At 73.3% G+C, this 26,890-nt stretch carries 24 protein-coding genes; 11 read left to right on the forward strand and 13 right to left on the reverse strand.

The window, feature by feature from the left end; translation table 11 throughout:
• The 7 genes from ML5_RS03395 to ML5_RS03425 all read right to left on the reverse strand — a co-directional run bounded on the left by ML5_RS03395 (position 1) and on the right by ML5_RS03425 (position 6,896).
• A complete protein-coding gene (locus tag ML5_RS03395; protein ID WP_013473724.1) occupies positions 1–1,467 on the reverse strand; it encodes an NADH-quinone oxidoreductase subunit N in 1,467 nt (488 codons plus the stop codon).
• The gene (locus ML5_RS03400) at positions 1,464–2,969 is read right to left on the reverse strand and encodes a NuoM family protein (protein WP_013473725.1); all 1,506 of its coding nucleotides are present in this window, start codon (positions 2,967–2,969) and stop codon (positions 1,464–1,466) included. The genes ML5_RS03395 and ML5_RS03400 overlap by 4 nt, the downstream gene beginning before the upstream one ends.
• A complete protein-coding gene (locus tag ML5_RS03405; protein ID WP_013473726.1) occupies positions 2,966–4,891 on the reverse strand; it encodes an NADH-quinone oxidoreductase subunit L in 1,926 nt (641 codons plus the stop codon). Before ML5_RS03405 ends, ML5_RS03400 begins: the two co-directional genes overlap by 4 nt.
• Positions 4,888–5,268: an NADH-quinone oxidoreductase subunit NuoK gene (nuoK, locus tag ML5_RS03410; protein ID WP_013473727.1), complete on the reverse strand. Its 381-nt coding sequence runs from the start codon at positions 5,266–5,268 to the stop codon at positions 4,888–4,890. Before nuoK ends, ML5_RS03405 begins: the two co-directional genes overlap by 4 nt.
• Positions 5,265–5,813, reverse strand: coding sequence for an NADH-quinone oxidoreductase subunit J (locus ML5_RS03415; protein ID WP_013473728.1), 549 nt, complete (start codon positions 5,811–5,813; stop codon positions 5,265–5,267). Before ML5_RS03415 ends, nuoK begins: the two co-directional genes overlap by 4 nt.
• Entirely contained in the window at positions 5,810–6,400 is a 591-nt protein-coding gene (locus tag ML5_RS03420) for an NADH-quinone oxidoreductase subunit I (protein ID WP_013473729.1), read from the reverse strand. Before ML5_RS03420 ends, ML5_RS03415 begins: the two co-directional genes overlap by 4 nt.
• A 73-nt stretch (positions 6,401–6,473) precedes the next feature.
• A complete protein-coding gene (locus tag ML5_RS03425; protein WP_013288670.1) occupies positions 6,474–6,896 on the reverse strand; it encodes an ester cyclase in 423 nt (140 codons plus the stop codon).
• 94 nt (positions 6,897–6,990) lie between these two features.
• Between ML5_RS03425 and ML5_RS03430 the strand changes: the two genes are divergently transcribed.
• The 6 genes from ML5_RS03430 (at position 6,991) to ML5_RS03455 (ending at position 15,064) form a co-directional block, all read left to right on the forward strand.
• Positions 6,991–8,034: a glutathione S-transferase family protein gene (locus ML5_RS03430; protein ID WP_013473730.1), complete on the forward strand. Its 1,044-nt coding sequence runs from the start codon at positions 6,991–6,993 to the stop codon at positions 8,032–8,034.
• A 386-nt stretch (positions 8,035–8,420) separates the two neighbouring features.
• Complete coding sequence (locus ML5_RS03435; protein ID WP_013473518.1) at positions 8,421–9,500, forward strand: IS110 family transposase; 1,080 nt, start codon at positions 8,421–8,423, stop codon at positions 9,498–9,500.
• Positions 9,501–9,787: 287 nt separating this feature from the next.
• Entirely contained in the window at positions 9,788–10,645 is an 858-nt protein-coding gene (locus ML5_RS03440) for a GNAT family N-acetyltransferase (protein ID WP_013473731.1), read from the forward strand.
• Positions 10,638–10,961 carry a hypothetical protein gene (locus ML5_RS03445; protein ID WP_013473732.1) on the forward strand — a complete coding sequence of 108 codons (324 nt, stop codon included), beginning with the start codon at positions 10,638–10,640 and terminating at the stop codon, positions 10,959–10,961. Before ML5_RS03440 ends, ML5_RS03445 begins: the two co-directional genes overlap by 8 nt.
• A gap of 92 nt (positions 10,962–11,053) precedes the next feature.
• Positions 11,054–12,007, forward strand: a complete 954-nt coding sequence (locus ML5_RS03450; protein ID WP_013473733.1) for a zinc metalloprotease — start codon at positions 11,054–11,056, stop codon at positions 12,005–12,007.
• Between the two features lie 150 nt (positions 12,008–12,157).
• A complete protein-coding gene (locus tag ML5_RS03455; RefSeq protein WP_013473734.1) occupies positions 12,158–15,064 on the forward strand; it encodes a hypothetical protein in 2,907 nt (968 codons plus the stop codon).
• A 47-nt stretch (positions 15,065–15,111) separates the two neighbouring features.
• Here ML5_RS03455 and ML5_RS03460 read toward each other — a convergent pair whose 3' ends face one another.
• Positions 15,112–16,791: a DNA repair helicase XPB gene (locus ML5_RS03460; protein WP_041784416.1), complete on the reverse strand. Its 1,680-nt coding sequence runs from the start codon at positions 16,789–16,791 to the stop codon at positions 15,112–15,114.
• A gap of 216 nt (positions 16,792–17,007) precedes the next feature.
• Between ML5_RS03460 and ML5_RS03465 the strand changes: the two genes are divergently transcribed.
• Complete coding sequence (locus ML5_RS03465; RefSeq protein WP_013473736.1) at positions 17,008–17,883, forward strand: L,D-transpeptidase family protein; 876 nt, start codon at positions 17,008–17,010, stop codon at positions 17,881–17,883.
• A 144-nt stretch (positions 17,884–18,027) separates the two neighbouring features.
• Complete coding sequence (locus tag ML5_RS03470; RefSeq protein WP_013283702.1) at positions 18,028–18,264, forward strand: hypothetical protein; 237 nt, start codon at positions 18,028–18,030, stop codon at positions 18,262–18,264.
• 1 nt (position 18,265) lies between these two features.
• Here ML5_RS03470 and ML5_RS03475 read toward each other — a convergent pair whose 3' ends face one another.
• The gene (locus ML5_RS03475; protein ID WP_013473737.1) at positions 18,266–20,728 is read right to left on the reverse strand and encodes a helicase-associated domain-containing protein; all 2,463 of its coding nucleotides are present in this window, start codon (positions 20,726–20,728) and stop codon (positions 18,266–18,268) included.
• Positions 20,729–20,765: 37 nt separating this feature from the next.
• Between ML5_RS03475 and ML5_RS03480 the strand changes: the two genes are divergently transcribed.
• Together ML5_RS03480 and ML5_RS03485 are read left to right on the forward strand one after the other, a co-directional pair.
• Positions 20,766–21,389 (forward strand): HAD family hydrolase, encoded by a 624-nt coding sequence (locus ML5_RS03480; RefSeq protein ID WP_013473738.1) that lies wholly within the window; start codon positions 20,766–20,768, stop codon positions 21,387–21,389.
• 28 nt (positions 21,390–21,417) lie between these two features.
• Positions 21,418–21,804 carry a cold-shock protein gene (locus ML5_RS03485; RefSeq protein ID WP_030503574.1) on the forward strand — a complete coding sequence of 129 codons (387 nt, stop codon included), beginning with the start codon at positions 21,418–21,420 and terminating at the stop codon, positions 21,802–21,804.
• Here the strand turns inward: ML5_RS03485 and ML5_RS03490 are convergent.
• Positions 21,765–22,595: a 1,4-dihydroxy-6-naphthoate synthase gene (locus ML5_RS03490; RefSeq protein ID WP_013473740.1), complete on the reverse strand. Its 831-nt coding sequence runs from the start codon at positions 22,593–22,595 to the stop codon at positions 21,765–21,767. The two genes, ML5_RS03485 and ML5_RS03490, sit on opposite strands and share 40 nt — an antisense overlap.
• Before the next feature lie 34 nt (positions 22,596–22,629).
• Positions 22,630–23,340 (reverse strand): TetR/AcrR family transcriptional regulator, encoded by a 711-nt coding sequence (locus ML5_RS03495; RefSeq protein WP_013473741.1) that lies wholly within the window; start codon positions 23,338–23,340, stop codon positions 22,630–22,632.
• Between the two features lie 117 nt (positions 23,341–23,457).
• On the opposite strand from ML5_RS03495, the gene ML5_RS03500 reads away from it, so the two are divergent.
• Complete coding sequence (locus ML5_RS03500; RefSeq protein ID WP_013473742.1) at positions 23,458–24,441, forward strand: NAD(P)-dependent alcohol dehydrogenase; 984 nt, start codon at positions 23,458–23,460, stop codon at positions 24,439–24,441.
• A gap of 55 nt (positions 24,442–24,496) precedes the next feature.
• Here the strand turns inward: ML5_RS03500 and ML5_RS03505 are convergent, their stop codons facing one another.
• Together ML5_RS03505 and ML5_RS03510 are read right to left on the reverse strand one after the other, a co-directional pair.
• Positions 24,497–25,210, reverse strand: coding sequence for a futalosine hydrolase (locus ML5_RS03505; RefSeq protein ID WP_013473743.1), 714 nt, complete (start codon positions 25,208–25,210; stop codon positions 24,497–24,499).
• Positions 25,207–26,823: an MFS transporter gene (locus ML5_RS03510; protein WP_013283710.1), complete on the reverse strand. Its 1,617-nt coding sequence runs from the start codon at positions 26,821–26,823 to the stop codon at positions 25,207–25,209. Before ML5_RS03510 ends, ML5_RS03505 begins: the two co-directional genes overlap by 4 nt.
• Between the last annotated feature and the right edge of the window lie 67 nt (positions 26,824–26,890).

Raw genomic sequence — 26,890 nt, forward strand, 5'->3', positions numbered from 1 at the left:
TCAGCGCGCCGCCACGTCCAGCACGAGCTGCGGTGCGAAACCGATCACCACCGCGGCGACCGTGGCCACGCCGAGCGCCAGCACCACGGTCCGGGCGGGCCGGACCGTCGCCACGCCGGCCGGCGTCGCGTAGAGGGAGGCGGTGACCCGCAGGTAGTAGGCCAGGCCGATCACCGCGTTCAGCGCCACCACGAGCGCCAGCCAGCCCGCGTTCCCGGCCAGCAGCGCGCGTACCACCGTCACCTTGGCGAACAGCCCGGCCAGGCCCGGCGGCAGCCCGGCCAGCCCGATCAGCGCCAGCGCGAACGCGCCGCCCACCCAGGGGTGCCGCCGCGCCGCGCCGCGCAGGTCGGCGAGCGTGCCGCCGTCGCCGTCCGCCGGTCGCAACGCCACCACAGCGGCGAACGCGGCCAGTTCCAGCAGCACGAAGAAGATCGCGTACGCGACGGCTGCGGCGTACGCGGCCGCCCGCGCGTCGCCGGTGCGGCCCGCGGCCAGCGCCAGCGCGCCCAGCGGGGCGAGGATGTACCCCGCCTGGGCCACCGACGACCAGGCGAGCAACCGCACGGTACGCCGCTGGCGCAGCGCCACCAGGTTGCCGACGGTCATGGTCAGCACCGCCAGCGCCGCCAGCACCGGGCCGGTCAGGTCACCGGGCAGCGCCCGCTGCACCACAGCCAGCAGCGCCACCACGCCACCGAGCTTCGAGGCGGTCGACAGGTACGCGGCCACCGGCAGCGGCGCGCCGTCGTACGTGGCAGGGGCCCAGGCGTGGAACGGCACGGCGGCGACCTTGAACGCCAGCCCGGCCACCACGAGCGCCACAGCGACTGTGGTCAGCGGCAGATCGGTCAGGTCGTCGCGGGCGGCCAGTGTGGCGCCCAGCCGGTCCAGGTGCAGCGTGCCGGTGACCGCGTAGAGCAGCGCCGCGCCGAGCAGCGTCACTGTGGTGGCGACCACGCTCACCACGAAGAACGTCACAGCCGCCTCGGCACCGGCGAGGCTGCCCCGGCGCAGGCCGACCAGCACGTACAGCGGGAGCGTCAGCGTCTCCAGCGCCACGATCAGCGTGATCAGGTCACCCGCGGCGCCGAGCACCACGCCGCCTGTCATCGCGCAGGCGAGCAGGAAGCAGTACTCGCCGACCGGGGTGCGCCCGGCACGCAGCAGCGGACCGGACAGCGCCAGCACGCCGAGCGTGAGCAGGGCGATCACGGCCCCGACCAGCGCGGCCCGGCCACCCCACACCCAGGAGCAGTCCGCGCCCACGCAGAACGTGCGCCGCTCACCGGCCGCCCCGACCAGTGCCGCGCCGGCCGCGGTGCCGGCCGCGCCGAGCGCCGCCACCGCCACCGTGACGGCGGGCCGGGCCACCAGCAGGTCGAACAGGAGCACCAGCACGGCCGTGCCGGCGGCCAGGTACGCGGGCAGCATCGCCACGTTGTCGACACTCTGCACCAGGCTCATGGGACGACCCCCAGCAGCGCCTCCACCGGACCGGAGGCGTACGACAGCACGAGCGCCGGGGCCAGGCCGACCGCGAGCGCGAGCAGCACCAGCGGCGCCCAGGCGGTCAGTTCCGCCCCGGCCAGCCCGGGTGCGAGCCCCGCCACCGCCGGGCTGGGCCGCCCGTGGGTGACCCGGCGCAGCAGCCGCAGGAAGTACGCGGCGGTGAGCGCCCCGCCCAGCGCGGCCAGCACGGCCAGGGTCAGCCAGAGCGGGCCGCCCCGCTGCACGGCGGCGACCACGGCGAACGCCTCACCCCAGAACCCGGCCAGACCGGGCAGCCCCAGCGAGGCGACAGCCGCGAAGCCGAGCAGCCCGGCCAGCCGGGGCGCGGTCTCCCGCAGCCCGGACAGCTCGGCCAGCGAACCGGTGTGCGCGCGGTCCTTGACCGCCCCGGCCAGGAAGAACAGCAGGCCGGTGATGACACCGTGGGCGATGTTGCCGATCAGCGCGGCCTGGATCCCGGTGGCGGTGAGCGTGGCGACCCCGAGCAGTACGAAGCCCATGTGTCCCACGCTGGAGTACGCGATCAGCCGCTTCAGGTCGTCCTGCGCGAGGCAGACCAGGCCACCGACCAGGATCGCGGCGACGGCGAGCACGCCGAGCACCGGCGCGGCCCAGCGGGCGCCCTCCGGGGCCACGCCGACGGCGACCCGGATCAGCCCGTACGTGCCCATCTTGAGCAGCACCCCGGCGAGGATCACGCTGCCCACGGTGGGCGCCTGGGTGTGCGCGTCGGGCAGCCACGAGTGCAGCGGCCAGAGCGGGCTCTTCACCGCGAACGCCAGCGCCAGCAGCGTGAACGCGGCGAGCTGAGTGCCCCGGGACAGCCCTGCGCCGCCGGTGAGCGTGACCAGGTCGGCGGTGCCCGCGGCGGCCACCACCACGTAGACGCCGACCAGCAGCAGCACCGAGCCGAACAGCGTGTAGAGCGCGAACTTGCGGGCCGCCCGACGGCGGTCCGCGCCGCCCCAGCCGGCGATCACCGCGTACATCGGCAGCAGGACGACCTCGAAGAACAGGAAGAACAACACCAGGTCGAGCGCGAGGAACGTGCCGAGGATGCCGACCTCGACCACCAGCAGCAGCGCCACGAGCGCGCGCCCGCTGCCGCCACCGGTCGGCACCCGCCACAGCGTGTACGCGCAGCACAGCAGCGTGAGCAGCGCGGTCAGCACCACCAGCGGCCAGGAGATGCCGTCCACGCCGAGGTGGAAGCGCAGGTCGAGCCCGGGCACCCAGGTCAGGTCGACCTGGTGCCACGGCTGCACCGCCGGGCGCGGCCCGTACCCGAACCAGCCGTGGTCGCCGCCGACCAGCGGCAACGTCGCCAGCAACGTCAACGCGGCGGCGACGGTGCCGACCACCCGCCCGGCCCGGTCACCGGGCACGACCGCCGTGGCCAGCGCGCCGAGCGCCGGCACCGCGACCACGGAGACCAGCAGGACCTGCCCGAACGTCATGAGGTCACTCCGATCAGCGCGACCGCGAGGCCGATCAGCAGCGCGCCGGCCAGCACCCCGGCCGCCGCGCGGGGCAGCGCCGCCCGGTGCAGCGCGGCCAGGCCGCCGCCCACCTCGACCGCCGCCCGGCCGCTGCCCTCGACCAGGCCGTCCACGCCCAGTTCGTCACCGGTACGCACGACCCGCGCGAGCGCGCCCGCCGGGCGTACGACGAGGGCGTGCTGGACGTCGTCGAGCCGGAACGCGCGGGCGAAGACCGGCCGCAGCGGGCCCAGGAAGCGGGCCGGGTCGGCGGCCAGGTCGCGGCGCCAGCCCGCCCAGGCGACGCCCGCCCCGGCGAGCAGCAGCAGGAACGGCAGGATCAGGTTCGGCGCCAGGTGCACCAGCTCGACCGCCTCGGCGGTGTCGTCGCCGGGCACGCGCAGCCGGTCGGCGAACCAGGGCGCGAACGCGGCCAGGCCGAGCAGCGCGGCCGGGACCGTGAGCAGCAGCACCGGCCAGCGCAGCAGCGCGGGCGGGTCGTGCGGGCGCAGCAGCGGCGTGCGTGTCCGGCCGAGGAACGTGCGCAGCAGCAGGCGGGTCGCGTACCAGGCGGTCACCGCCACACCGACCAGCCCGGCCAGCCAGACCAGCCAGCCCACCCAGGCGGCGGTCGGCCCGGCGCCGTCGAGCGCGGCCGCCTCGGCGGCGGCGAGCACGCCGTCCTTGCTCCAGAAACCCGAGAGCGGGGGTACGCCGGCGAGCGCGCCCAGGCCGACCACCATGCACCAGAACGTGACGGGCATGGCGGTACGCAGGCCGCCCATCCGGGACATCAGCGTGGTGCCGACGGCGTGGATCACCGCACCGGCGGCGAGGAACAGCAACGCCTTGAACGCGGCGTGGGTGAGCAGGTGGAACAGCGCGGCAGCCGGTGCGCCGACCGCCAGCGCCCCGGTCATGTAGCCGATCTGCGACACGGTCGACCAGGCGAGCACGCGCTTGATGTCGTCCTGCGCGGTGGCGGCGAACGCGCCGAGCAGCATCGTGATCGCGGCCATCACGCCCAGCACGGCGAGCGCGGCCGGTGCGCGCTCGAACAGCGGGAACAGCCGGGCCACCGCGTACACCCCGGCGGCGACCATGGTGGCGGCGTGGATCAGCGCGGACACCGGCGTGGGACCGGCCATCGCGTCCGGCAGCCAGGTGTGCAGCGGGAACTGGGCGCTCTTGCCCGCCACCCCGGCGAGCAACAGCAGACAGGCTGCGGTGAGCGTGCCGGTGCCGTAGTCGTGCGCCAGCACGTCGGCGATCCGGAAGCTGCCCGCGCCCACGCCGAGCAGCGCGATGCCGAGCAGGAAGCCGACGTCACCCACACGGGTGACCAGGAACGCCTTGACCGCCGCACCGGGTGCCTCGGGCAGCCGCCGGTCGTGGGCGATGAGCAGGTACGAGCAGACGCCCATCACCTCCCAGCCGACCAGCAGCATGATCAGGTCGCCGGACACCACCACAGTGAGCATGGCGGCGGTGAAGAGGCTGAGCTGGGCGGCGTACGGCGGGTAGCGGTGGTCGACGTCCACGTCGTCGTGCGGGCCCCGGCGCAGGTAGCCGATCGAGTAGACCTGCACTGCGAGCGCGACGGCGGCGACGGCGGTGGCGACGAGCACCGCCACGCCGTCCAGCCGCAGGCCCAGCGTGACCCGCAGCCCACCCAGGTCGACCCAGGTGGTGGACGCCTCGACCGGGGCGTCCACGCGGACCAGCAACGCCAGCGCGGCCAGCAGCGACACGGCCGCCCCGGCCACGCCCAGCGCGACAGCCGACCGCCGGGCCGCCGCCCGGTCCTGGCGCGGGGCGGGCGGCAGCAGCAGGCCCAGGAGGCTGGCGACCAGCGGCGCGGCCGGCAGCACCGCGGCGAGCCACAGCGTCGGCGTGCTCACCGGACCGCTCCTTCCGTACCCGGCGATTCCGGCGTCGGCAGCCCGCCCGGGGCCACCGCGACCGCCGGCGCCGGCTCGTCGAGCGGCACGTCGTCGACCGTGACGCTGGCGCGCAGCCGGTAGAGCTGGAGCACGATGGCGAGCCCGACACCGATCTCGGCGGCGGCGAGCACGATCACGAACAGCGCGAACACCTGCCCGGAGTGCGGCAGCACGGCCTTGACGGTGGTGTCGGCGGTGACCAGCACCAGGTTCACCGCGTTCAGCATCAACTCCACCGCCATCAGCACCAGGACGGCGTTGCGGCGGCGCAGCACGCCGTACACGCCGAGGCCGAACAGCAGCGCGGCGGTGACGTACGGGATGACCGGCCTCACGGGCGCCTGCCCTCGTCGGCTGGTTGCGCCGCGCTGGTGTCGGTGGACCGGCGGCCGATGTCCGGGCGGGACAGCACGATCGCGCCGACCAGCGCGGCCAGCAGCAGCACCGACAGCACCTCGAACGGCAGCACCCAGGAACGGAACAGTTGCTCGCCGAGGCGCTCGGCGGTGCCGGCGACGGGCAGGTCCACCCGGGACCAACGGAAAGCGTCGATCAGCAGCACCGCCAGGCCGAGGCCGCTGCCCGCGCCGACGAGCGCTGCGGCCCAGCCCGGCCGGTCCAGGTCGTCCGACGGGCCGATCGGCGCGCGGGTCAGCATCACCGCGAACAGCAGCAGCACCACCACCGCGCCCACGTAGATGAGCACCTGCACCCAGGCCACCAGCTCAGCGGTCAGCACCAGGTAGTCACCGGCCAGCGCGCCCAGGCACACCACCAGCCACAACCCGGCCCGGACCAGGTGGCGGGTCGCGACCACCAGCGCACCCGCGCCCACCGCCACCGCGCCCAGCGCGAGCAGCAGGACGTCCGCACCGGTCATGAGGCAGTGCCTCCGCCCGGATCGGTGGCGGCGTCGGGGCGTACCCGGGAAGGAGCCGGACGGGCCGACGGACCCGCCGCCTTCCGGGCGGCGGTGGTCTCCTCCTTGGAGGGGTCGCCGAGCGGGTCGTGAGCCGGCGGCGGCGGCACGGTGGCCATCCACTCGCCCAGATGGTCCTTGTCGTGCAGCAGGTTCTTGATGTCGTACTCGGCGTACTCGAACTCGGGCGACCAGTAGAGCGCGTCGAACGGGCAGACCTCGACGCAGATGCCGCAGTACATGCAGAGCGAGAAGTCGATGTCGAACTTGTCGAGCACGTTGCGCTGGCGAGGACGGGCGGCGCCGGGCACCGCCACCTCCTCCTTGTGCGAGTCGATGTAGATGCACCAGTCAGGGCACTCGCGCGCGCAGAGCATGCAGACGGTGCAGTTCTCCTCCAGCAACGCGATCACGCCACGGGAGCGGGGCGGCAGCTCAGGCTCGACGTCCGGGTACTGCTGGGTGGTCGAGCGGCGGGTCATCGTCTTCAACGTGACCGCCAGGCCCTTCACCAGGCCCCCGCCGGGCACTCCACCGTGCTCGCTCATGCCGCCCATCCTGCCCTGTGGCCCGGGCGCGCGCGACCACCACCCGGCGCTTTGGCCCGCGCGGGCGGCCGGATCACGCCTCGCCGGGTGTGAGCGGAGGCAGCATCTCCACGCCGAGCTGCTGGAGCACCTGAAACAGCTCGTTGACGCTCCACACGTCCACGATCCGCCCGTCGTCGTCGAAGCGCAGGAACGTCGCGCCCGAATAACTGACCACGCGGCCGGTCGGCGGCACCGGGCCGAACTGGCCGGCCTGGGTGCCGGCGGCCCGCCAGCGCACCGCCACCCGCGTACCGGTCGCCACCACGTCGACGATCTTGTAGCGCAGGTCGGGGAACGACGCCCGCCGGTCCCGGTGCCACGCCAGCATCGCCGCCGGGCCGGTGCCGCCCAGGCCCGGGCAGTCCGCCGCCACCAGCTCGTACGCGCTCTCCTCGCGCCCCGCGTTCCACACGTCGGCGACGAAACGCCGGGCTGCCGCCTCCACATCGGTCACGGCGGGCAGCCTATGCCCCTCTCCGGGGCACTCGCCCTGCCGGGAGCCGCCGGAGCGACCATGATGGGAACGAAAGGCGAACTCGGAGGTGGGTGTGGGCAGCGACGACGAGGTCCTGGACCGGACCGGCGGCAAGTACGTGGAGCCGGGTGGTGAGTTCACCCGGGACCAGCGCTACATCGCCACCCGGATCACCGCCGACGAGCGGGACGGCTGGCCGGTGGAGCCGGGGCGCTACCGGCTGGCGGTCAGCCGGGCCTGCCCCTGGGCCAACCGGCTGATCATCATCAGGCGCCTGCTCGGGCTGGAGGACGCCATCTCGATGGCCGTGGCCGGGCCCACCCACGACAAGCGGAGCTGGACGTTCGACCTCGACCCGGACGGCAAGGACCCGGTGCTCGGCATCGAGCGGCTGGCCGACGCGTACTTCGCCCGCTTCCCCGGCTACGAGCGCGGCATCACAGTGCCGGCGCTCGTCGACGTGCCCACCGGGCAGGTGGTGACGAACGACTACGCGCAGATGAGCCTGGACCTCACGACCGAGTGGACGGCGCACCACCGGCCGGGCGCGCCGGACCTCTACCCGGAACCGCTGCGCGGCGAGATCGACGAGGTAAACCAGGTCGTCTTCGCCGACGTCAACAACGGGGTCTACCGGTGCGGCTTCGCCGGCAGCCAGGAGGCGTACGACAAGGCGTACCACAGGCTGTTCGACCGGCTGGACTGGCTGAGCGAGCGGCTCGCCGGGCAGCGGTACCTGGTCGGCGACACGATCACCGAGGCGGACGTACGGCTGTTCACCACGCTCGTGCGCTTCGACCCGGTCTACCACGGGCACTTCAAGTGCAACAGGCAGAAGCTCAGCGAGATGCCGGTGCTGTGGGCGTACGCGCGGGACCTGTTCACCACGCCCGGGTTCGGCGACACGATCGACTTCGACCACATCAAGCGGCACTACTACGAGGTCCACCGGGACATCAACCCGACGGGGATCGTGCCGCTCGGCCCCGACCTGAGCAACTGGCTGATCCCGCACGGGCGGGAGGAGCTGGGCGGTCGTCCCTTCGGCGACGGCACCCCACCCCCGCCCCCACCCCCGTCCGAGCGGGTGGACCCGTCCCACACCCCGTTGCGCTGACCCGCTCCCTCCCCCGCCCCGTCTCGCCTCGCCGATCTTGCACTTTGGGCCCGGAACCTGGGCGTCTTGCCCCTTTCGCCGGGGCAGGAAGTGCAAGACGCTTCTATGTCTGTGGTGATCGGTTCGGCTGATTGCCGTTAGGGTTCGGCGTTGGTGATCACTTGGGTGGCTCTTCGTTGATCCGGCCGCCTGTGGTGTGGGTGTGCCTTGTGCAAGACCTGTCCCCGGGTGATCGTCGGCGCCGGCCCGGCCCACCCTGCTGGCCTGATCAGAAGCCTGCCCGTGCGAGCACACGTGGCCCATCACAGATTTGCCGCCGAGGTGATGTCTTCCCGAGCCGACGCCGACTGTCCCGGTCGTCGCTGGCAAAGGAGCAACAATCCGAGATGAGAAGGATCGTAGAACGGGTCGCGGATCGCTATGACGTGGTGGTGGGGGTCGATACTCACACCGATACGCATACCGCCGCCGTGGTGGACCGACTCGGTGGGGTGTTGGCGCAGGTCACGGTGTCCACTGACCCGGACGGGTTGAGCCGGTTGTTGGCCTTCGCCGTCGCGCACACCCCACCGCAGGGGCGCCGGTTGTGGGCGGTGGAGGGCACCCGGTCACACGGGCAAGGGCTGTGCCGGCTGCTGACCGCTGCTGACGAACCCGTCTGCGAGGCACCCAAGCCCCCCGCTGCGGCCCGTCGTCGGGGCGGCAAGTCCGACCAGCTGGACGCGGTCGCCGCCGCCCATACGGTGCTGGCGCTGCCCGCTGAGCGCATCGCCGTGCCCCGCAGCGACGGCCCACGCGAGGCCCTGCGTCTGCTGCTGATCTGCCGCCGGCACCACACCGATGCCCGCACCGCCGCGGTCAACCTGGTCAAAGCGTTGATCCTGACCGCTGACGACACTCTGCGCGAGGCGCTACGCGGGCTGTCCACCACCATCCAGATCGCCCGCCTGGCCGCCCTCGAACTGCCCGAAACCACCGCCCTGCCCTGCGAGGAACACACCCGCCGCCGCGAACTGGTCACCCTCGCCCGGCACATCCACATCCTCGACGCCACACTGGCCGACAACCACCAGCGCCTACGAGCCCTCGTCACCGAACTGTGCCCGCCCCTGCTCGACCAACCCGGAGTCGGACCCGTCACCGCCGCGATCGCCCTCACCGCCTGGTCCCACCCCGGCCGCGTCCGCTCAGAAGCCGCCTACGCCACCCTCGCCGGCGCCGCCCCCATCCCCGTGGCCAGCGGCCGCACCGACCGACACCGCCTCAACCGCGGCGGCGACAGAACCCTCAACAGCGCCCTGCACACCATCGCCCTGACCCGCCGACGCATCCACCCCGAAACACGCGACTACATCACCCGACGCCACGCCGAAGGCCGCACCACCAGAGAAATCACCCGCTGCCTCAAGCGCTACATCGCCCGACAGCTCTACCGCACCATCACCACCCACCACCAAACCCCTTGACAACCCCACTCACAGATCAACGGGGTGGTGGGGGCGCTTCCGTCGATCTTGGAGTTGTGGCGCCCAGATGGTCGGATTAGCGGTATTCGTGAGGTGCCACAACTCCAAGATCGCGGAGGGTGCTTCCAAGATCTCGGCCGATCCCGGTCCGTGGGGCGTCTGTCTCAAGGTGGGTGGCCCGGAGGGCCGGGGTGGGTGGGGAAAGTGGTTGACCTCGGGGGGAGGGGTGGGGCCTACTTCGACGGGGTGCTGGACCGTGGGGGTCGGGCGGGGTGGCGGGAGCGGGCGTGGACGGGACGGATGCGTTGGTCTGGCGGGAGTTCGGCGAGGACGACCTGCCCGCGTTGACCGGCCTGGCGCAGGCGTGCCTCGCCACTGACGGCGGGTTGCCGCTGTTCGGGCGTACCCCGTTGGCGCGGGCGCGGCTGCTCCAGACGCGTACCCACGGCGTCTGGTCCGGCGACGACCTGGTCGCGGCCGTCGGGGTCGGCACCGGACGGACGCCCGCCACCGCCACCGGCCTCGTGCACCCGGCGTGGCGCGGGCGCGGGCTCGGCGGCGCGCTGCTGGACCGGGCGGAGAAGCAGGCGGAAGGTGCGGGCCTGCTGGTCACCACGGAGACGTGGACCGCTGGCGCGGAGGAGTTGTTCGCGGCGCGTGGCTACACGCGGACGTTCCTGGAGTGGGTGCTGCGGCACGACCTCGACGCGCTGCCCGAGGTCGCCGCGCCGGACGGCGTGACTGTGGAGCCTGCGACGCTGGGACCGGAGTTGTTCGCCACCTACCGCGCGTCGTTCGCCGACCGGCCCGGATTCGTCGAGCCGGAGGCCGGCGAGTGGCTGGGCGACCTGCGTGACGACGAGGACTTCCGCCCGGAGCTGACACTGCTCGCACGCGGCCCGGACGGTGCGCCGGCCGGCTTCGTCACCGTGCTCGACAACTGGATCGACCAGGTCGGCGTGGTGCCCGGGTGGCGCGGGCGGCGGGTCGGCGCGTACCTGGTGGCGCGCGTGCTGCGTGGCCTCGCCGACGCGGGCGCGGACGCCGCGTGGCTCTGCGTCAACGACGACAACCCGGCCGCCGGGCTGTACCGGCGGCTCGGCTTCCGCGACTTCGGCCGCCGCGCCCGCTATCTGCATGGCTGACCCGACGCGGGAGGCGATTCTGCGGGCCCTCGCCGACCTGTGGGCGAACGGCTGCCCGTTGCCCGCGCCCGAACTCCGCGAACGGCTCGCCGACGTCGGTCTGCGCCGGTGGCGCAGCGTCGCCCGCCGGCACCGGGGGCGGCGGCTCGGCCCGGACGACCGGCTCAGAGATCTGGTACGCGGACTGGTCGCCGCGTTCGAGCCGGACCCCAAGCTGGTCGGGCCGCTGGTGCGCGACTACGAGTGCGTGGCGCGCGCCATCGCCGACGCCGTGACATCGACCGAGCCGCCGGGGGCTGTTGCGGACGCCCGGTGACGTGGTCTCATGGCGGAACGACGACGTCATCGATCCGCAGCTTTGACAACCCCGCGTCGGTACTCCTTTCATGCCTCGCGAAAGGTGCAACGATGCACAGGAAACCGACGATCCACCTGGCAGTGCTCGTCGCTGCCGCCGCCACCTTCCTGACCGCCGGAGGAGCCTCCGCCACGACGGCACCCGTGGCCGCCTCTCCCGCGGTCGCCGAGTGCGACCCGGGCGCCGACAACCACAGCGCCGCCCGGGTACGCGAGGGCGCCACCGTCAAGGAGCCCGAGCTCTACTCGACGAACGAGGCCAAGGCGTACGGCGTCATCAAGGACTCGCCGCGCCTGGCGAACGGCAGCGTCACAGTGCCGACGATCTTCCACATGATCTCGGACCACGAGCTGAGCGCGGCCGAGAAGGCCCGTTGGAACACGCTCATCTCGGCGCAGATGACTGTGCTGAACGACTCGTTCGCGGGTCGTACCGCGGCCGACGCGTCGGACACGCCGTTCCGCTTCTCGCTCGTGGACACCACGTGGACCGTCAACAGCTCCTGGTACACGGTGGTGCCGGGCAAGAGCGAGCGGGACATGAAGAAGGCGCTCTACACCGGCGACTCCCGCACGCTGAACGTCTACGCGGCGAACATCGGTGACGGGCTGCTCGGCTGGGCGTACTTCCCGAAGGGCTACAACAACGGCCGCGACTACATCGACGGCGTGGTGATGCTCGACGAGTCGATGCCGGGCGGCACGGCCGGCAAGTACGCGCTCGGTGACACGCTCACGCACGAGGTCGGGCACTGGCTGATGCTGGAGCACACGTTCGCGCACGGCTGCTCCGCGTCCGGCGACTTCGTGGCCGACACCCCGCGTGAGGCGGCGCCGCAGTTCAACTGCCCGATCGGGGCGGACACCTGCACCGCGCCGGGCCTCGACCCGATCCACAACTTCATGGACTACACGCAGGACTCCTGCATGAACATGTTCACCCCGGGCCAGGCCGACCGGATGAGCGACGCCTGGGTCGCGTTCCGCGCCGGCGGACGAGGCTGACCGCGAGACCGGGCGGGCCGTGACGACGCGGTCCGCCCGGTCGACCGGAGCCCACCCGAATCGGCGTACTCAGATGTCGTCCCTTCTCGATACCCTCATGCGACTCGACGGCGATGCACGCCGTTGTCCAACGGGGGGAGGGGCATCGTCGTGCGCGCACGAAGAATGCTCGCCGCGTCACTGGGCATTGTGCTCGGTGCCGGCCTGATCAGTGTCGACACCGCTCCGGCGCAGGCCTACGAGCACCGGACCACCGGCAAGTCCGGCTGGGCCTACACGGATTCGCAACAGCCGAGGAAGTCGTTCGTCAACACGGACGGGGACGCGCCGGTCGGCGCCTGGACGGACGCGACCGGCACGAAGCACAAGTCCCGGTCCTACTTCACCTTCGACATCTCGCGTTTCCGCGGGACCGTCGTCCACAAGGCGGACCTGGTCGTCGCGGAGCGCTCCGCGGCGGACTGCGCGACCGCCCAGCCGGTCGAGCTGTGGCGTACCGACCCGATCACCGCGACCACGAGCTGGGCGTCGAGCCCGCGTCGTCGCGAGCTGCTCGGCACGGTGCAGGCCGGCGGGGAGGCGGCCTGCCCCGGCTATCTGGCGTGGGACATCATGCCCGCCCTCCAGAAGCTCGCGGATCAGGGCAAGCAGACGCTCACCGTCGAGATCCGGGTGCCGCACGGCTCCGAGGGCAAGCTCTCCCACGGCCGTAAGCTCCGCCCGTTCCCGGTGATCAACAGCGAGGCGAACCACGCGCCGACGGTCGGGCAGATCGGGATCGACTTCCCGGCCTGGGCCTGCGGGACCAAGACCGAGCCGCAGCCGGTGGGGCCGCGCAACCACGGCCTGATGGTCAAGGGCGCGGACGCGGACAGCAACGACGCCAACTACCGGGGGCAGTTCGCGGCATGGCCGGTCGGCCACGAGGACCAGCGCGCCGAGCAGTTCGGCTACAGCTACGGCGGCGCCCTCTCGAAGCTCGACTGGGACATGTCGCAGTACCCGCACGGGACCGTGGTGGCCTGGACCGCCCGCGCCTACGACGATCACGACTTCTCGCCGTGGGCCGAGCCGTGCTACGTCAAGGTGGACGCGCAGCGACCCGCCGCCCCCGTGGTGACCTCGGAGAAGTACCCGAACGACGGCCTGCCGCACGGCGGGGCGGGAGTGCCGGGGACGTTCACGTTCAAGGCCAACGGCTCGCCGGACGTGGTCGGCTACTACTGGGGGCGCTTCGGCGACGCGTACAACTACATCCCCGCGCCCGCGCCCGGTGCGGACGTGACCCTCGAATACACCCCGACCTCGTTCTCCGACTCGCTGAGCGTGCGCAGTGTGGACAGCGCGTCGAACTCGTCCGAGACGGTCCGCTACGAGTTCTGGGTGAAGTCGACCGCGCCGGAGGTGCAGGTGACGATGGCCGGCATCGGGCTGCCCAGCAAGCTGGCGGTGTCGACGAATGTGGAGGGGGTCACCGAGTTCGGCTACCGGATCGGTGCCGGCGGTGAGACCAGGGTGCCGGTGAACCCCGACGGCCCGACCGAGATCCCGGTGACGTTCGCCGAGGCGGGCCTCGTCAAGGTCGAGGTACGCAGCTACGTCGGCAGCGAGTTCGTCGGCGGGTACACCGAGAACGTGTCGGTCCGCGACCTGCCGACCGTGGAGTCGGCCGACTTCTCCTTCCCCGAGCACGACGGCGTGGTGGACCGTCCCGGCAGCTTCACGTTCCGGCCCGGCCGGACCGCTGTCGTGGCGTACGAGTACTCGTTCGGTGACGGCAATCTGCTGCGCGTCGACGCGGCCGCGGACGGCACCGCGGTGCTGCACTGGACGCCCACCGAGCCGGGCTGGTACGCGCTGACCGTGCGGAGCGTCAGCGCCGACGGCACGGTCTCGGAGACGCAGGAGCACCAGTTCAACGTCATCGACACCAAGCCGTCCGTCTACTCCAGCACCTACTACGAGTACGGCGCCTGGGGCGGTGTCGGCATGCCGGGTGAGTTCCAGTTCGACACCGTGATGCCCGACGTCGACGCCTACGTCTACCGCCTCAACGACGGGCCCGAGCAGGTCGTGGACACGGACTCCAGCTGGACCCGGGTGATGCTCACGCCGGACCGCTCCGGCAGCAACATGCTGACGGTGCGTACCCGGTTCCTGGACGGCTCCTTCTCGCCGACGCGGACGTACACCTTCGAGGTCAGCGACGCGCCTGTGGTGACGTCGAGCGACTACCCGGAGAACGACTCGGCGGGTCAGCCCGGCCAGACCGGCCGGTTCACCTTCAACCCCGGCCGTCCCGGCGTGACGGAGTACCGCTACGTCCTGGAGTACAGCGGCGAGGAGCAGGTGGTTGCCGCCGGCGCGGACGGCCGGGCGACCATCGAGATCACGCCGACGCACTCCGGCTACACGCTGCTGACGGTCACCAGCCGGACGGCCGACGGCACGGTCAGCCCGGAGCGCCGGTACTACTTCCGGGTCCGTGAGCCGCGGGTCAACGTCAGCAGCGCGTACGACGAGTACAGCCCGCGTGGCGGGGTCGGGTCGGTCGGCACGTTCGGGGTGTACACCGAGATCAGCGAGGTGACGACCTTCGAGTACCAGCTCAACGGCGGCGCCTGGCAGAGCGTGCCGAAGAAGCCTGATGCGTTTGTCACGGACATCACCGTGACGATGGACCGCAACGGCGCGAACCTCATCTCGGTGCGGGGCCGTACCGCCTCGGGCGACCAGACGCCGCAGACCGACTACCCGTTCCTGGTCGGCACGGCGCCGCTCGTCGCGTCGGGCACCTACCCGGCCGGTCAGTGGTCCGGCGGTGTGGGGGTGGCCGGTGAGTTCACCTTCACGCAGGGCAGCCCGGGCGTGACCGAGTTCGAGTACGCAGTCGACGACGGGCAGCCGGTGACAGTGGCCGCGAACGCCGCCGGAGTCGCCACGGCGACCTTCACCCCGACCTCGGCCGGCTCGTACACCATGCGGGTGCGCGGCCGGACCGCCGACGGGGTGTGGACCGACACGACGAGCTACTACTTCCTGGTCAACTACTCCTGACCCGGTCGTGACGGTGGGCCGCCCGGAAGGGGCGGCCCACCGGTCGCTCAGTCGACTGTGGGCAGCGACGGCCCGAGCACGTCGTCGGCGTCCACGATGGTGTACGCGTACCCCTGCTCGGCCAGGAACCGCTGCCGGTGCGCGGCGTACTCGGTGTCGATGGTGTCCCGGGAGACCACCGTGTAGAAGTGCGCCTGCCGGCCGTCGGCCTTCGGGCGCAGCACCCGGCCGAGCCGTTGCGCCTCCTCCTGCCGGGAGCCGAACGTGCCTGACACCTGGATCGCCACCGCCGCCTCCGGCAGGTCGATGGAGAAGTTCCCGACCTTGGAGATGACCAGGGTGCGGATCTCGCCGGAGCGGAACGCGTCGAACAGCCGCTCGCGCTCCTTGTTCGTGGTGGAGCCCTGCACGATCGGCGCGTCCAGGTATTCGCCGAGCTGGTGCAACTGGTCGAGGAACCCGCCGATGACGAGGACCTGCTCGGACGGGTGCCGGTCCACCAGGGCCCGCACCACGGGCAGCTTCGTGCGGGCGGTCGCCGCCATCCGGTAGCGCTCCTCGGCCTCCGCCGTCGCGTACGCCAGCCGCTCGGCGTCGGTGAGCGTCACCCGTACCTCGGTGCACTCCGCCGGGGCGATCCAGCCCTGCTGCTCGATGTCCTTCCACGGCGCGTCGTACCGCTTCGGGCCGATCAGGCTGAACACGTCGCCCTCGCGGCCGTCCTCGCGTACCAGAGTCGCGGTGAGGCCGAGCCGGCGACGGGCCTGGAGGTCCGCCGTGAAGCGGAAGATCGGCGCGGGCAGCAGGTGCACCTCGTCGTAGACGACCAGGCCCCAGTCGCGGGCGCCGAACAGGTCCAGGTGGGTGAACGCGCCGCCGCGCCGTGAGGTGAGCACCTGGTACGTGGCGATGGTGACCGGGCGGATCTCCTTGCGCTCGCCCGAGTACTCGCCGATCTCCTCCTCGGTCAGCGACGTGCGGGCGATCAGCTCCCGCTTCCACTGCCGTCCCGCCACCGTGTTGGTGACCAGGATCAGCGTGGTCGCCTTCGCCTCGGCCATCGCCGCCGCCCCGACGAGCGTCTTGCCGGCGCCGCAGGGCAGCACCACCACGCCGGACCCGCCGGCCCAGAACGCCTCGACCGCCTCCCGCTGGTACGACCGCAGCGTCCACGGCTTGCCGCCGTCCTTGCCGGACTCGGCCAGCTCGATCGGGTGCGCCTCGCCGTCCACGTACCCGGCGAGGTCCTCGGCCGGCCAGCCCAGCTTGAGCAGCGCCTGCTTGAGCCGCCCCCGCTCGGACGGGTGCACCGCGACGGTGTCGTCGTCGAGCTTCGCGCCGAGCATGCCGGCGAGCTTCTTGCTCTTGGCGACCTCGATCAGCACCACCCGGTCGAGCGCGCGCAGCACCAGGCCGTGCACCGGGTCGTTGGCGAGCTGGAGCCGGCCGTACCGGTCCATCGTCTCGGCCACGTCGACGAGCAGTCCGTGCGGCACCGGGTAGCGCGAATACTTGATCAGCGAGTCGACCACGCCCTCGGCGTCGTGGCCGGCGGCCCGGGCGTTCCACAGGCCAAGCGGCGTGAGCCGGTAGGTGTGCACGTGCTCGGGGGAGCGTTCCAGCTCGGCGAACGGCGCGATCGCCATCCGGCACGCCTGCGCGTCGGGGTGATCCACCTCCAGCAGCAGCGTCTTGTCCGACTGCACGATCAGTGGTCCACCGCTCACGCCAGCGTCCTCTCGCATCGCCCGGAACCCGCTGCCCGGAAACTCGTCGCCCGGAACCCGGTCGCCCGGCATCCCGTCCGCACCCCGGCTGACCTGCCGCAGGCCGACCATCCAGTGTTGCACGCCGGAGGGCGCCGCAAAAAAGTCTCGCTGGACAGGCAACGTCATACTCGTCCCACACGTCTAGCAAGCGGGACAACTGTCCAGGGAGGGCCCATGCAGCGTGTCCGGTTTCTCGCCCGGGTCACCGCCCTGGCGGTGGTCGTGCTGGTCGGTGTCGGCGCCTGTGCGCTCGATCCGCAGGCGGAAGGCGCCGGGGGGAGCACCCCCGGCCCGGTCGGGCTGACGGAGGGAGCATCGGGGGCGAGCGCGTCGCCCACGCCGGATCAGCCGGTCACGTCCCCGTCGGCGCAGCCGAGCCGGACGGCCTCGCCGAAACCCTCCCGGTCGCCGGAGGCGACGAAGACGACGAAGCCCAAGCCGAAGCCGAGCGCGTCCGCCGGGTGCCCGCAGGGGGAGCACCAGCGGGCCGTGGAGACGTACCTGACCAGGCTGGGCGGCTTCGGGACGCTGACCGTGGACGGCGAGCAGTCCGCCGCCGACTGCGCGGCGATCAAGAAGTTCCAGATCCGGTACGGGATCAGCCCGTCCTCCGGTCGCGCCGGCCCCACCACGTACGACGTGGCGAAGCGGCTCGCCGCCACCGACACCGCGCGGTGCAGGGCCGGTTCCCGGCTCACCTTCTGCGTCGACCTGACCCGGCAGACGGTCTGGGCGATGCGCGGCGGCACTGTGGTGATGGGCCCGACAGTCACCCGCACCGGCATGTCCGGCTACGCCACCCCGGCCGGCACGTACTCGGTGGGCCGGAAGAACCCGCGCGAGTGGTCCAACCCGTACGAGGTGTGGCTGCCGTACTGGCAGCAGTTCAACGGTGGGATCGGCTTCCACGAGACCACCACCTACCTGCACAACGGCGCGATCGGCTCACACGGCTGCGTGAACCTGCTGCACCGTGACGCGGTACGCCTGTGGGAGCTGGGCTCGGTCGGCACCCGCGTGGTCGTGATCGGCCGCCGCCCCGGAACCTGAGCGCGCCGCCCGGCACCTGAACCGGCCCGGAACTCGTCCCACCCGTGACCGGAGCGCCCGGATCAGGGTTTTAACCCCTGTCCGCGCGGTCCGGTTGGTGTAACCCTGGAAGCCGGGTCCATGCCGGGACGGGGAGGGACTGCCATGACCGTTGACCAGGACGTGCTTCCCGAGGACGAACGGACGCGGCAGCAGGAGGTGCCCACGGCGGTCGTGCTCGCCTACGCGGCCGCCGCGGCGGGGGTGTTCGGCTGGTTCCTGTTCGGGCTGCTGGTGCAGCAGCAGGGCTTCGTCGACTCGGTGGGCGAGTCGGCCGGTGCCGCGTTCGCGTTGCTGCTGGCCGTGTCGGTGATCGGCACGCTGCGCCGCAACGGGGAGTAGCTCACTCCTCCAGCACCGCCGCAGTGATCCGGTGCAGCGCGAACGTGTGCAGCATCTCCGTCCGGTCGTCCTCGGCGCGCAGGTAGCCGGCGCCGATCGACACCGGCCGGACCAGCCGGGACGCGGTCGCCCCGTGCGCGTCGACGTAGCCGACCCAGACCAGCGCCTTGTCCCGTACCGCCTGCTGGAGCACCGCCAGCGCGTCGCCGTGCCCGGACACGGGCGCAGGACCGCCGGCCGCCGGGGCACCGCGGACCACCGCCGGGGCCCGCCGCGCCGCCCGGGCCGCCGCCTCGCCCCGGCGGATCTGCTCCACCACGCCGAGCAGGCGGGGCATCGGCAGCTTCGGCGTGGCGAGCGGGTCGACCGCACGGCCGATCGCGGTACGCGCCGGCGCCCGCCGGGTCTTCGGCCGCGCCAGCACAGTCGCTCCGCTGGCGTCCTCCGGCACCGGGGCGTACCCGGCGTCGCGCAGCGCGGTGAGCATCCGGTTGACCTGGTACGGGGTGACCAGCACCGTGGGCGCGAGCCGGCGGAACGCCAGCGGCTCCAGTCGCCGGTCCGCCTGCACCTCGCTGAGCAGCGTCTCGTCGTCGCTGCGCACGTACGCGCCGGCCGACCCGACGCGCAGCCCGCCGTGCTTGCGGGCCGCGTCGTCGACCAGATAGGTCAGGCCCTGCGGCACCGGGGTACGCGAGCGGCGGCGGAACAGCGCGTGCAGGTCGTCGGCGGTGTAGCCGGCGTCGAGCGCCCGCCTGATGCTCGCCGTGGTGACCCGGTGCACGCTGGCTCCGCCCGCCGACTCGTGCTCGGCCACCACGTCCAGTTCGGCGGCGAGCGCCGGGTCGGGCGGGCCGGGCACCACCACTGTCAGGTCGGCCTGCACCAGCACGTGGTCGACCGGGGCGGGCAGCAGCCCGTCCAGCGCCCGTACCGTCGTCGACGCGTCGCCCGACTCGGCGTCGGAGCGCAGCCCGAGCGGGTCGTCACCGCGCTCGTCGGCCTCGGTCAGCTCGGCGAGCAGCAGCCGCCCGTACGAGGTGAGCGCATTGAGCCCGGTCACGCCCAGCGTGGCGGCCTCGGCGAGCACCTCCCGGTGCGCCGTCTCCCGCCCCCGGGCCCGCCGCGGCGCGCGCCAGTCCAGCAGTTCCAGCACCTCGTCGGTGGTCGGGGCGGTGCCGGGTGGCAGGTCGGCCAGCACGGCGAGCACCGCACGCCGGGCGGCCGGCGCCCCTGCTCGTTCCGCCTCGGCGGAGAGCACCGAGATGGGCCGGTCCCGGTCGTCGCGCTGCCCGATCAGGCCGGCCTGGCGGGGCATCGACATCCAGGCGCGGGCGAGCTGCTCCCAGCGCTGGGCCAGCGACACCGCGCGCCACACCTCGTATCCGCCGGTGGGCAGGATCTGCTGGTCGCCGCCGTACCGGGTGGTGGCCGCGCCGGTCAGCTCCATCTCGCCGGTCAGCCCGGCCGCGTACGCCACCTCGAACAGCAGCGCGGTGGTCGGCTCGTCCAGCCCGAGGCCACGGGCGAGCCGCCGCAGGTCCCGTACGCCGACGCCGCCGGAGCGCAGGACCGGTGCCGGTTCGGCGGTCAGCGCCTCCAGCATCGCCTCGGTGTGCCGGACCACCTCCATGGTCTGCCCGGCGCCGGCCGAGTCGACGGACTTCACCTCGCGCGGCGGGCCGGACACCACCGGCGGGCTGGTGCGCAGCGGGCCGAGCGGACCGGCGTCGCGGCGCAGCACCAGCCCCACCTCGCGGGGCAGCTCGACGGTGCCGTTGCGGCCGCCGGACATCCGGACCAGGAGCCGGTGCTCGACCAGCCAGCGGATCGGCGAGCCGGTCGGCGCGCCGCCGTTCACCAGGTCGGGCGGGAGCACGTCCTCGGCGCCGGTGGCGGGGGCCTCCAGCGCACCGGGGGCCACGGTCCCGACCGGCGGCCCGGCGGCGAGCCGGTCCAGGACCGCGCGGGCCGAGGGCGGCGCGGACAGCAGCGTCCGCCGCAGTTTCGCCGGGTCCGCGCAGAGCGCCGCCGCGCGCGGGTCCAGCTCCGCCGCCGGCCGGCCCAGCCCCGCCGGGTACGGGGACACCTCGTCGATGCCGCCGGCCACGCACAGGTCGTGCTCGGGGCCGTACAGCAGGAACCGGGCCCGGAGCCGGTCGACGGCGGCGCGGACCGCTGTCGGGGCGGGCGGCTGCGGCCCGGCGGTGGCCATGGCGAGGATCTGGTCGGTGGAGGTGGCGCCCTCGGGGCCGCGGGTGAGCCGGGCGGCGTCGAGGATCTGGAGGGTGAACTGGTCCAGCCCGTCGAGCGCCCGGGCCACGGAGACCCGGGACTGGGCGCGCAGGGCGAGGGCGGACACGTCGGCCGGCACCGGCACGACGAGGTCCGGCCGCAGCTGGAGCAGGGCGGCAAGCGACTCGTCGGGGAGGGCCCGCAGGTGGTCGGCGAGTGAGGTGGTCATCGTCGTACCACGCTAGCCCGCTGGGTAGGTTCTCGGCATGTCTCCGCTGATGGTCGGCTTCGACCTCGACATGACCCTGGTCGACTCCCGGCCCGGGATCGCCGCCGCGTTCCGGGCGCTCACCGCGCGCACGGGCGTGCACGTGGACGGGGAACTGGCCGTCTCCCGGCTGGGCCCGCCGCTGCGTACCGAGCTGGCGCACTGGTTCCCGCCTGAGCGCGTCGAGGAGGCGGTGACGCTCTACCGGGAGCTGTATCCGGCGTACGCGATCACGCCGACAGTGCCGATGCCGGGTGCGGAGGCCGCGCTGTGCGCGGTGCAGGCGCGCGGCGGGCGGACGATGGTGGTGACCGCGAAGATGGGCCGGCTGGCGAAGCTGCACCTGGACCACCTCGGGCTACCGGTCGACGAGCTGGCCGGGGACGTGTTCGCCGAGCAGAAGGCGGTCGCGTTGCGCGAGCACGGCGCGACGCTCTACGTGGGCGACCACGTGGCCGACATGGCCGCCGCGCGGGCCGCGGGAATCCCGGGCGTGGCAGTGGCGACCGGCCCGTGCTCGGCCGACGAACTGACCGAGGCCGGGGCGTACCTGGTGCTTGATGATCTCGTCGAATTCCCGAGGGCGCTGGACCGGATCATCGGGCTAGCCTTGGAGGGGTAGACGGTTCGAGTGGAGCGGGGTTCAACAGGTGCCGACGGGTCGAGTGAAGTGGTACGACGCCGCCAAGGGGTACGGGTTCGTCACCAGTGACGAGGGTGGCGACGTGTTCCTGCCGAAGGGCGCGCTACCGGCGGGTGTCGCCGACCTGAAGGGTGGCCAGCGGGTCGATTTCAGCGTGGTCGACAGCCGGCGGGGCGCCCAGGCGATGGGGGTCAAGCTGCTGGAGGCGCCGCCGTCCGTGGCGGAGCTGCGCCGCCGGCCGGCCGAGGAACTCCACGGCCTGGTGGAAGACATGATCAAGGTGCTGGAGGCGAAGGTCCAGCCGGACCTGCGCCGGGGTCGCTTCCCGGATCGGAAGACCTCCCAGAAGATCGCTCAGCTGGTCCACGCGGTGGCGCGCGAGCTGGAGGTCTGAGGGACGAGCCCGGCGTCGGCGGCCCGGCCCAGCAGCGCCTCCACGGCGGCGAAGCCGGCCTCTCCCAGGTCGGCGGTGAACTCGTTGACGTAGAGGCCGATGTGCCGGTCCACCACGTCGGGCTCCATCTCCTGAGCGTGCGCAAGGACGTACTCGCGGCTGGCCTCCGGGTCGGCCCACGCCTGGCGTACCGACTCGCGGATCCATGCGGCGGCCTCGACCGGGTCGACGGCGCCCCGGCGGGCCAGGATCGCGCCGAGCGGGATCGGCAGCCCGGTGTCGCCCTCCCACCACTCGCCCAGGTCGACCAGGGCGGTCAGCCCGTGCCGCGGGTAGGTGAAGCGCGCCTCGTGGATGACCAGGCCCGCGTCGTACCGGCCGGCGGCCACGCCCGGCATGATCTCGTGGAACGGCACCACCTCGATGCGCGCCGGCGCCTGGTCGGCCGCCCAGAGGCGGAACAGCAGGTACGCGGTGGTCCGCTCGCCGGGCACCGCCACCGTCGCGCCGGACAGGTCGGTCCGGTCGCCACGGGTCAGCACCAGCGGGCCGCAGCCCCGGCCGAGCGCGCCGCCGCAGGGCAGCAGGTGGTAGTCGTCGAGCAGCCAGGGCAGCGCCGCGTAGCTGACCTTCACCAGGTCGAACGCGCCCCGCTCGGCGGCGGTGTTCGTGACGTCGACGTCCGCGTAGGTCACCTCGACCGCCGGCGCGCCCGGCACCCGGCCGTGCACCAGGGCGTCGAAGACGAACGTGTCGTTGGGGCAGGGGGAGATCGCCAGGGAGAGCGCCACGGTCCCACCGTAACCCCGGCGGCCGGGCGGCCCGTCACCCCGTCCGGTGTGACGTCCAGCCGTTCCGGTGCAGCCGCTCGATGCCGTCGAGCAGCAGGTCCAGCGCGAATTCGAACTCGAACTGGTCGTCGCAGCCCGGGCCGACCACCGAGTCGTCGTCGTGGGACGCGGCGGTGGCGATGGCCGCGAGGTGCGGGAACCGGGCGGCCGCCTCCGGCGGCAGGTCCGCCGGCGGGTCGGCGCTCGTCGCGCCGGACCGGCCCGCCTGCCGGGAGGTGTCGAACAGCTCCTGGCTGAAGCCCAGCACCCGGCTGCCCAGCGCGTGCATGACGTGGTGGGCCAGGTCGGTGGAGAACCCGCCCGCCCGCAGCGCGCCCACTGTCGAGTCGAGGTACGCGAGGACGGCCGGCGTGGGCGTGGTCCGGGACTCGATCGCCAGCGACGCCCACGGGTGGCGGAGCAGCATCTGCCGCGCCGACAGGATGCGCCGGCGGATCGCCTGCTTCCAGTCGCCGGGCGCCGGCGGGTCGATCTCCGTGACGACGATGTCGATCATGCCGTCGAGCAGTTCGTCCTTGTTGGCGACGTGCTTGTAGAGGGCCATCGGCACGACGCCCAGATCCTGCGCGAGGTTGCGCATGCTCAGCGACTCGATGCCGGTCCGGTCGGCGAGCACGACTGCGGTACGCAGGACGCGATCCCTGGTCAGGGGTGTCCGGCGCACCGTCTCCGTCTGCTCCGCCATGTCGTCCCCAGTCCTCCCGAAGGCCGTTGACACAGTAACCGTCTTGACTGGTGTACGGCGTACACCTAGCCTTGTCCCATCATGGTGTACGCCGTACACCTGGGAGGGAGTGGCGACATGAAGGCGATCGTCCAGGAGCGGTACGGCCCCCCGGAGACACTCGTGCTCGCCGACGTCGAGACGCCCGCGCCCGGCCCCGGCGACGTCCTCGTCCGGGTCGAGGCCGCCGCGCTGAACGCGTACGACTGGCACGTCATGCGCGGCGACCCCCGGCTGTCGCGGCTGGCGCTCGGCCTCGCGCGGCCCCGCGCCCGCATCCGTGGCCGCGACTTCGCCGGCCGGGTCGAGGCCGTCGGCGCCCAGGTGCGGCAGGTACGCCCCGGCGACGCCGTCTTCGGCGACCTCGGCGAGGCCGACGGCGCGTTCGCCGAGTACGTGTGCGTGCCCGAGCACCTGGTCGCGCCGCGGCCGGCGAACCTGACGGCGGCGCAGGCGGCAGCACTGCCGCTGGCGGGGGTCACCGCGCTCCAGGGCCTGCGCGACGCCGGGCAGGTCCGGCCCGGCCACCGCGTCCTGATCAACGGAGCCTCCGGCGGCGTCGGGACGCTCGCCGTCCAGTTGGCGAAGGCACTCGGCGCGACTGTGACAGGCGTGTGCCGCACCCGCAACGTCGCGCTGGTCCGTTCCCTGGGCGCCGACCACGTGGTCGACTACACCCGCGACGACTTCACCCGCGACGGGCGCCGCCACGACGTGGTGTTCGACCTGGTCGGCAACCGCTCCCTGACCGCGTTGCGGCGGGCGCTCACGCCGGACGGGACGCTCGTGCTCTCCGGTGGCGGCGTCTACCGGGGCGGCAGCCTGCTCGGCCCGATCGGGCTGCTGGCGCGCGGACGGCTCCTCGCGCCGGTCATCAGGCAGCGCGTCGTCGTCCTCGCCACGTCACCCGGCCGGGCCCACCTCGACGTGCTGCGCGAGCACGCCGAGGCGGGCCGGCTCACGCCTGTGGTCGACCGGACGCATCCGCTGCGCGAGGTGCCCGAGGCCGTCCGCTACCTCGAAACCGAGCACGCGCGCGCCAAGGTCGTCATCACGATCTGAGCCCGCCGTCCCCAGCCCGGCGACTTATCCACAGGGTTGTCCACAGGTGGATGGATCACTGAAGGGCGGCCGCCGCGGCGGTGAGCGCGGCGAACGCCTCCCGCATCCGCCACGCGCTCCGGTCGCGCGGTCCGATCGGGTTGGAGACCGTACGCAGCTCGGCGAAGGGCACGCCGGCCTGAGCGGCGGCTACCGCCACGCCGTACCCCTCCATCGCCTCGGCCACCGCGTCCGGGTGCCGTTCGGCGAGGGCCGCCGTGCTCGCGGCGGTGCCGGTCACCGTGCTGACGGTGAGCACGGTGCCGACGGTGGCCCCCGGCAGCGCGGCGCGCAGACGGGCCAGCAGGCCCGGGTCGGCGAGCACGATCCGGCCGCCGCCCAGCAGTTCGGGAGGCATGCCCAGGTCCTCGACCGGGATGAACCCGGCCGGTGACTCGGCACCGAGGTCGGCGGCGACGCTGCGGTCGGCGAGCACAGTGCCGCCCACCGCGACCCGGCCGACGAACCCTCCGGCGATGCCGGCGCTGACCACCGCCCGGTACGGCCGCCCGGCCGCCTCGGCCAGCGCCAGCAGCCGTGCCGTGGCGGCCCCGGCGACGGCCGGACCGACCCCGACCGGCAGCACCGTCACGTCCGGCGGTGCAGTCGCGTCCGGCGGTGCAGTCCCGTCCGGCGCTGCCGTCCCGTTCGGCGCTGCCGGTGCGGTGAGGCCGGCACGGATCGCCTCGGCCTCGGCCGGCACGGCCGTGACCACCAGCAGACCGGTCACGCCACCGGCCCCCGGGGGTCGCGCCGCTCGGTGTCCTCGACGCCGCCCGGCCCGCCCACCGAGGAGGACGGCCGGTAGATGTGGAAGCCGGGCGGGGCCAGCCCGTCGTCGTCCGGCGGTGGGCCGGAGCGCTGGGGCGCCGGTGACGTGGGCGCCGGGTCGTCGAACGAGGTGGTGGCCGGTTTCTCGGCGCGGGTCGCCTGCTCCGCCGCCAGTTCCTCGTCGCCGAGCGGCCGGCCGGCCAGGTGCTCACCGCGCAGCTTGCCGGCGACGAGCACGCCGCGTACGGCCACCAGCGCGGCCACCGCGGCGGCGACGGTCACCCCGATCAGGCCGGTGAACGGCACCAGCCCGAGCCCGCCCCCGGCCACGAACGCGAGCATCAGCGCGGTCTCCGAGTGCGCGAACGAGCTGGCGCGCAGCCGCTCCGGGATGCGTTCCTGGATCGAGGCGTCCACCGCCAGCTTGGCGATCCCGCTCATCATCGCCGCGACCAGGCACAGCAGCGCCACCATCGGCAGCGAGAACTTCAGCGCGGCGAGCACGGCCACACCGGCCACCACGATCGTGCCGCTGGACTGGAGCGCTGTCGGCCGGTGGATGCGCAGACGGGTGCCGAGCGCGGTGGCCAGGAACGTGCCGACCGCCAGCGCGCCGCCGACCAGGCCCAGCGCGCCCTGGGCGCCGAGGTCGCGGCCGAAGAAGTCGGTGGTCAGGTCACCGGCCTTGATCGCGAAGGCCAGGAACAGCAGCAGGAAGCCGTAGAGCCCGCGTAGCGCCGCCGCGCCGATCAGCGTGGCGATCACCAGCCGGCCACTGGGGCGACCCCGGCCCAGCGGGCGCTCGCCGTCGCGGCGGCGCAGCGCGCGCAGCGGGTGCGGCATCCGCTCCGGCGGCTCGGAGTCGGCCTTCGGCGGCAGCCGGAGCGAGATCACCATGCCGATCAGGAAGATCACCGAGGCGACCCGCAGCGGCCACTGCGGCCCGAACCAGAACGCGGCCAGGCCGATCGGTGCGACGAGCGCGCCGGCCACAGTGCCGTAGACGCTCGCGCGCGCCCCGACCTGGGACAGCCCCAGCCCTTCCGGGAGCAGCCGGGGGACCGCCGCCGAGCGGGCAACCCCGTACGCCCGGGAGAGCGCGAGCACGCCGAACGCCGCCGGGTAGAGCCCGAAGCCGCCGATGTAGTCGGAGATCAACCAGGCCAGGAAGGCCCGGCCCAGCATGGTGGTGGCCAGCGCGTACCGCCGGCCGTGGCGGAAGTGGTCGAGCAGCGGGCCGACCACCGGGGCGAGCATGGCGAACGGGACCATGGTCACCAGCAGGTAGAGGGCCACCTTGTTGCGCGCCTCGCCCAGCGGCACGTCGAAGAAGATCGTCCCGGCCAGGCCGATCGCGATGAGCGTGTCACCGGCGCAGGAGAGCGCGTGCAGGTCGAACAGGCGGACCATGCCCACCTCGTTGCCGGCGCTGCGGGCCCGGGCCGTGCCGGCACGCCGGGTCATCCAGCGTCCGCCGTGCAGCGAGCCCCGCAGCAGCAGCCGGGTGGCGCGGATGCCGGTGCCGACGGTCCGCCCGAGAAAGGAGCGGCCGGAGCGGGAGGACAGCGCCATGCGTCCCATCCTCGCCCATCCGCTCCGCGTGTGCCGCATCACCCGGAGAGAATGACTCCGGGGAGTG

The sequence above is a fragment of the Micromonospora sp. L5 genome (assembly GCF_000177655.2).
Classification (GTDB): domain Bacteria; phylum Actinomycetota; class Actinomycetes; order Mycobacteriales; family Micromonosporaceae; genus Micromonospora; species Micromonospora aurantiaca.

Excerpts from the sequence above, each read along its gene's own strand:
- ML5_RS03480 (WP_013473738.1), top strand. The coding sequence starts at position 20,766 with ATGTCTCCGCTGATGGTCGGCTTCGACCTCGACATGACCCTGGTCGAC.
- ML5_RS03510 (WP_013283710.1), bottom strand. The coding sequence starts at position 26,823 with ATGGCGCTGTCCTCCCGCTCCGGCCGCTCCTTTCTCGGGCGGACCGTC.
- ML5_RS03420 (WP_013473729.1), bottom strand. The coding sequence starts at position 6,400 with ATGAGCGAGCACGGTGGAGTGCCCGGCGGGGGCCTGGTGAAGGGCCTG.
- ML5_RS03470 (WP_013283702.1), top strand. The coding sequence starts at position 18,028 with ATGACCGTTGACCAGGACGTGCTTCCCGAGGACGAACGGACGCGGCAG.
- ML5_RS03500 (WP_013473742.1), top strand. The coding sequence starts at position 23,458 with ATGAAGGCGATCGTCCAGGAGCGGTACGGCCCCCCGGAGACACTCGTG.
- ML5_RS03465 (WP_013473736.1), top strand. The coding sequence starts at position 17,008 with ATGCAGCGTGTCCGGTTTCTCGCCCGGGTCACCGCCCTGGCGGTGGTC.
- ML5_RS03435 (WP_013473518.1), top strand. The coding sequence starts at position 8,421 with ATGAGAAGGATCGTAGAACGGGTCGCGGATCGCTATGACGTGGTGGTG.
- ML5_RS03475 (WP_013473737.1), bottom strand. The coding sequence starts at position 20,728 with ATGACCACCTCACTCGCCGACCACCTGCGGGCCCTCCCCGACGAGTCG.
- ML5_RS03400 (WP_013473725.1), bottom strand. The coding sequence starts at position 2,969 with ATGACGTTCGGGCAGGTCCTGCTGGTCTCCGTGGTCGCGGTGCCGGCG.
- ML5_RS03415 (WP_013473728.1), bottom strand. The coding sequence starts at position 5,813 with ATGACCGGTGCGGACGTCCTGCTGCTCGCGCTGGGCGCGGTGGCGGTG.
- ML5_RS03495 (WP_013473741.1), bottom strand. The coding sequence starts at position 23,340 with ATGGCGGAGCAGACGGAGACGGTGCGCCGGACACCCCTGACCAGGGAT.
- ML5_RS03395 (WP_013473724.1), bottom strand. The coding sequence starts at position 1,467 with ATGAGCCTGGTGCAGAGTGTCGACAACGTGGCGATGCTGCCCGCGTAC.
- ML5_RS03445 (WP_013473732.1), top strand. The coding sequence starts at position 10,638 with ATGGCTGACCCGACGCGGGAGGCGATTCTGCGGGCCCTCGCCGACCTG.
- ML5_RS03450 (WP_013473733.1), top strand. The coding sequence starts at position 11,054 with ATGCACAGGAAACCGACGATCCACCTGGCAGTGCTCGTCGCTGCCGCC.